Source organism: Bradyrhizobium sp. Mp27 (genome assembly GCF_029953005.1).
Lineage (GTDB): Bacteria > Pseudomonadota > Alphaproteobacteria > Rhizobiales > Xanthobacteraceae > Bradyrhizobium > Bradyrhizobium barranii.
The window spans coordinates 1-5,426 of sequence record NZ_JASAUS010000286.1 but is presented as its reverse complement, the minus strand read 5'-3'; the positions used below and the strand labels follow the sequence as shown (position 1 = coordinate 5,426).

Genomic DNA, 5,426 nt, shown 5'->3' with positions numbered 1-5,426 from the left:
GCCGGAGCCGCGGCCGCTCGTTGCCATCGAACGACTGTCGGGATCGGTCAGGGAGATTTGCTGATCAGACGAGGCAAGCATCTGCTCCTCGTGGACAACAAGCTTGGCCATTTGCTCTTTCAACTTCGTCAGCTTCTCGGTGAGCCTCGTTACCTTCGCGGCCAATGCTTCCGTCGGTTATCTGGCGGATGTCGGCTTCGGCAACCTCGCGCCGACCTGCGCGCTCATGCTCGTGCCGCAGGTCGAACAAGAGACGCCCCACGAAGTCATGCGTTTCATTGATATTGGCGGCGAGCTGACACTCCAGGCGCGGCTCAAGCATGGCTGGCAGCACATCTATCGGGTCATTCCTTATCCCCGCTACGATGGCGAATACGAGATTACCAATTGGTGCACCGCGACCCATCCGGATACACCATATCAAGGCAACATCATCGTGGCAAAGCCGGGACCGAACAGGAGCCGGATCACTATGTACAACGCGCGCGTCACCGTGCGCGACGCAGACGGGCATGCGGAGAAACGCTGGTTGGCGACCGAAGGCGATTTTAGGGACGTGCTGCGCGGCGAATTCCGACTAAACGTGTCCGACCAGCAGATCGATGAGTGCGTTGCGGTTATGAAGGCGAAAGGAACGGGAGACGCTCCGCACCCCTTGTTTGCTTAGGCTCTCTTAGTCCACGTCCGAAAACGGGTCAAAAGCCGACGCCGTGCCCAATACGTCAGCTAAGGGCCAAGAGCTTCCCTCCGCACTCCATCAGCAACCTGCCAGCTAGAGAATACCGGCGCGATCTTCTCGGTCGACTGCGTCCACCCGGGGTAATGACCGCGCCTGACGCTGATCCGGTTCAGCAGCATCGCGACGACGATCATCGCCAGGATTCCAGCAAGACTGAGCACGATCTGCATCGCAGGCCGGTCCGAAATGTCAAGCAGTGTCAGGTGGCAGGCCAGCGCCAGGAGGACGCCGAGACAGTAGATTGGCAGCGAATTCTCGCCGCAGCACCTCGCGCAGCGCATGACTGGCGTCGATAGCCCGCGCCAATCGTGAGGAACGAACCGTAGCACCACAATTGCAAGAGCCAAGAAATGCAGCAGCCGGAACGGACTGAGATTCGATTTATCTAGCGGGAAGAGCAGGTTCGTAAAATTTTGCGGGACCAGCGGTTTGCCGCTGCAACTCAGCGTCAGGACCAGGCCAAAAACCAGATAGACAACAGCAAGAGTAAGCGTCGTGCGCGACGTCACCCAGAGCCAGACCCTCTCCCCTTCGATGACGCACCACGCGCCCAGCACGATCAAAAGCTGCCAAGCCAACGGGTTGAAGAACCAGGCGCCGCTGGGCCAGGCTGGAACGCTCCAGCCGAAGATGTGCACGAGCGCATAAAGCAACAGCGAAACACCAAGCGTAACGTTTGGTGCACGCAGCAGCAGCCACAACAGCGGCGCGAACAACACGTGAAAGATGACGAAAGTCGGCAAGACGTCGGTGTTGACAGGGCGATATTGCAGGATTGCGGCATGCGCAAGCGTCGCGCCCGGATGATCGAGCAGAATCCGCGTATTGCTCTCGTCGGCAAGCCGATCGCTGCCCGCGATGTAGACGAGGACGGTGCAAGCGAGCGTGAGCAGCAGAAACGCGGCATAGATGTCCCATCCCCGCCGCAGCGAACGACCAATCATGCCGCTCCAGCCCTCGCGCTGACGTGCCCTGCCGTAGGCCAGCGCGCAGGTCACGCCCGAAATGAACATGAATATTTCAGCGGCATCGCAGAAGCCGTAGTTGCGCGGTGTCAGCCAGCTTCCGATGTTGTTGGGAACATGATCAAGAAAGATCCACCATAGCGCGATCCCTCGACAGACATCGATGCGCAGGTCGCGGCCAGCCCCCCTGAACTCCGGCGGAGTTTCGCCGATCAATCGCTTCGAGGTGTGAGTTCGATCGTGCATCTGTTTGACCTGCCGGCGTGCTCGCACGTCGGTCGATGAGAGGCTCCGCTGCTCCGGGCTGGGGGTGCCGAGCGGGGTATCCGACCAAACGATGCGGTTACGAGCCTGAGCTACCTGATGGTTGGAGGCTCTTTCGTTCGCCAACCGGCGCTTTGATTGCCTGGGCCGGAAGGTTCGCCGTCCTCCCAAAACGTTTGCAATATGTCGTCGCCGGCAATTGGTATCAGAAGCTGCTTCCGCATTTCGGCGAGGCGGGCACGGCAATACTCGCGGTAAATCATCTCGACTAGGGTGGACATGATCGAACCCTCGCTTGATCATCACCATTGACGACAGATTTCGACCATTTCAACCGGCGGTAAATATCGACGGCGCCGGAGTAGTTTGTGTCCGACGAACTCGGATGACGACGATGTGGCCGACGAGGCGCGACACGAAATCGGTATCAGAGAACGTCTGGTGCTGCAGGACAGTCTGTCCGCGGATCGTTGAGTTCGATCAATCGCGAGAGTCATAGAAGCGGAGCTTACGGGTTCACCCCGCCAAGGATATCTAAACTAGATCCGATAACGGCAATTATAAATAGAGCCATCACGACCGCCTCCTCTTAAAGGAGATTTTTTGACGCCGCGGCCTTCGCAATCACTATAGACCTAATTTCTGGCCGCTAAGTGAACGAGTTCACATCAGCATTGAACTTAGCTGAGCGAGACTAGCAGGCCAATGGCGCAGCTTCTTGGACTCTTGCGCACTGATCAAACAAGTTCGGTGCGCGAACTGCAAAATGCAGATCCCGGTGAGTTTGTCGCATTTGATACCGATGTCCAACAAGGCTGGAGGTCCCCATGTCTATGGACGCAGCCGAATTTGTATCACATCGTTTCTCGACGCGGGAGTTTCCGGAGCGGATGCGAGTCCCGCTATGGCGCGAGGACTTTGGGCGAGGCATAGTCCACGCTGATATTGAGCCTCTATCGAACGCACCGTTTCAGGCCTACGCAACGCTGCAAGCGATCCGAGGTTTGCGCAGGCTTGCGCTGAAAGGCTCCCCTATGCGTTTCAAGCGCTTGCAGGCGAGCATTGCTGATGGTGATGACTCGATCGGAGTCATCCTCTGTTCTCCCGGCAAAAGCCAACTATCGCAGCGCTGTCAAGAAATCGAGCTTCACGCCAGCGACGCCATCGCAATTCTGCATTCCGAGCCGGCCACCGTCACCTATGTCGACGGATTGCTATTCGGTCTTGCCGTACCGCGCGACGCCCTCGCACAGCGCGTGACGAACGTCGAAAGCCGCGCCATGCGGCCGATTTCTCACCGAAGTGAAGCGCTCCGACTTCTCATGGCTTATCTCAAGTCGGCATTTACTGAGAGTGTTCTGGCCACCCCGAAGCTGCGAGATGCGGTCGTGGCTCACATCCACGATCTCCTGGCGCTCGCAATCGGCGAGTGCGCTCCCTTGGGCGAGAGCAGTGCGAGCGCTGTCGTGACTGCGCGCCGCGGCGCCGCCCTCGATTACATCGAGACACACTTTCAAGAACCAGGGCTCAGCGTCGAGATGGTAGCTCGTTGCCAAGGCATCTCACCTCGCTATCTGCAACGCCTGATGGCATCATCAGGATCATCGTTCACCGGGCACATGAATGAGTTACGCCTCCAACGAGCGCTCAAACTGCTGACCGAGTCCAGCGCCAGCGCGCGGCTAATTTCCGATATCGCCCTAGAGGTCGGCTTCTCGGATGTTTCGCATTTCAATCGCTTGTTCCGAGCTCGCTTCGGCGATTCGCCGCGTGGCGTTCGTTGCGCCCGAAGGGATCCCAGCTGATCCATCTGCCCCAGATTGGCGCGTGCGCGTGACGGTCGCCCAATGACCGCCTTGGGTCATAGGCCGTCGATGATGACTACGCGAGGCGACAGTCCAACTCACCGAGGTTCAGTCGCAGGCACGGCGCGAAGCAGGTCACACGCTGCAGGCTGACGCGGGCCGTTGAACCGTGACAAATGTCCCTTCATCGTTCTCGTAGGAACACGTGTGACGGGAACAATAATCCTCAAAATGGTTGTTCTGTTTTTCGCGTTGATTGGGGTTGTCCCGGCGGCCTTCGCAGACCCTCCGGCCAAAACCATTCGCCCAGAGAAGCCCCGACCTATCAAGGCCAGTTGGTCACCGTGAAGGGCGTTGTCTCGGCTGACACGACATCAGGTCGAGGATCTCAATATGGGCGGCACGTATCCAAACCAAGCTTTCACTGGCTGGATACCTACCAAGAACGCTGGCACCTTTTCTGTATTGCCCAACGTGACGGGCAAGACGTGCAGCATCACAGGCCAAGTTCAACCCTACAAGGGGAAGCCAGAAATCGTACTGAACTCACCTTCGCAGGTAAGGTGCGAAGGATGTGGACCGAGCGGCAAACTGGCAGCCGCTAGCCTGAGCAGGTTGCGGGTTGCCCGCCGAGCCAGATGCAATCGCGATAGCGCCATGGCTCGACGAAGCTGCCTGACCATATGCCCCGCTCGTGGCCTCGCGCATCATTCTGAGCCGCAGCATAGCGCCCGCGGCTGTATCGCGGCCAGTCCAGCGCCAGCCCCTGGCTCACGAGCCAATCGGCAAGATCGGTCCCACCGACTGTGCATGAAGCTACCGTGCGCCCGTAGCGGTCGAAGGCCGCCAATTCGTTCGCAGCTTTTGCGCCGCACCGATACTGCAGGCTGTCCTCGCCGCGGCAAAGCTGGCTGCTCTCGGGCGCGTCAATGCCCCAGAGCCGGATGCGCGCTCCGTGGATTTCAAGAGTGTCGCCGTCGATGATGCTGGCTTGGCCGATTAGGTCAACAGTGAAAGCTGCGCTCGCACACGCAACGAGCGACAACAAGGCGGCGGCGCAATATCGGAAGGCCGCTAGGCACAAATCCAGATGATCACCAGCGTTATCGGCAGGCTGATACCTAATGTGCCACCAATCATCAACGCGAACGCAGAAAGAAAATTCCCATCAGGCCTTGCTGCTCGGTCGGACATAGCCCGTTGCTCCATCGAGCTGCCCCGAGAGGAGGCTGAACGGTTATGGTTAAGGAAAGGTTAATTCGCCTTTTTTCTTAGCGAATGCTGGGGCTTATGCGGCGGCGCGATTTTCCTTATCCTCCCCCCGCATCACGATCTTAAGCGTGTTGTCCGGCAATGGCCGCTGCAACGCCTTGGCCTCATCCCACGGCGCGCGCATCCAGACATCGCGTTCTTCATCGGTGGTCAGGATCACCGGCATGGCCTTCGGATGGATCGCCAAGACGACACGTTCGGTGACGTCGTCAGGAAGCCGCAGCAGCCGAGTGAGGGCGGCTGCATCTCGCTGCCCATAGCGGCAGGTCAGCTAGCCCGTCTTATTCGTAAGAGTGCGCCTGAGGGGTAAAGCGCTGATGCGGCGTAGGATTCGGTTGCGAAGCCAACCCCATCACCTCCAACCGCGAACGCCACGCCCGC

4 protein-coding genes and 2 pseudogenes are annotated in these 5,426 nt (G+C 58.9%); 2 read left to right on the top strand and 4 right to left on the bottom strand.

From position 1 onward, the window contains the following. A pseudogene (locus tag QJT78_RS47985) lies at positions 1-156 on the bottom strand (IS5/IS1182 family transposase); the annotation flags it as partial. Between QJT78_RS47985 and QJT78_RS47980 the strand changes: the two are divergent. Continuing rightward, a complete protein-coding gene (locus QJT78_RS47980) occupies positions 140-667 on the top strand; it encodes an arylamine N-acetyltransferase (protein ID WP_264653522.1) in 528 nt (175 codons plus the stop codon). The pseudogene QJT78_RS47985 and the gene QJT78_RS47980 overlap by 17 nt on opposite strands. Before the next feature lie 59 nt (positions 668-726). On the opposite strand, the gene QJT78_RS47975 is transcribed toward QJT78_RS47980, so the two are convergent. Next, a complete protein-coding gene (locus QJT78_RS47975; RefSeq protein WP_038945539.1) occupies positions 727-1,950 on the bottom strand; it encodes an OpgC domain-containing protein in 1,224 nt (407 codons plus the stop codon). Positions 1,951-2,795: 845 nt separating this feature from the next. Between QJT78_RS47975 and QJT78_RS47970 the strand changes: the two genes are divergently transcribed. After that, a complete protein-coding gene (locus QJT78_RS47970) occupies positions 2,796-3,773 on the top strand; it encodes an AraC family transcriptional regulator (RefSeq protein WP_028154295.1) in 978 nt (325 codons plus the stop codon). Positions 3,774-4,374: 601 nt separating this feature from the next. Here the strand turns inward: QJT78_RS47970 and QJT78_RS47965 are convergent. Then, a complete protein-coding gene (locus QJT78_RS47965; RefSeq protein ID WP_028154294.1) occupies positions 4,375-4,821 on the bottom strand; it encodes a thermonuclease family protein in 447 nt (148 codons plus the stop codon). Between the two features lie 240 nt (positions 4,822-5,061). Continuing rightward, positions 5,062-5,264, bottom strand: a pseudogene (locus QJT78_RS47960) (SOS response-associated peptidase); the annotation flags it as partial. Positions 5,265-5,426 lie beyond the last annotated feature (162 nt).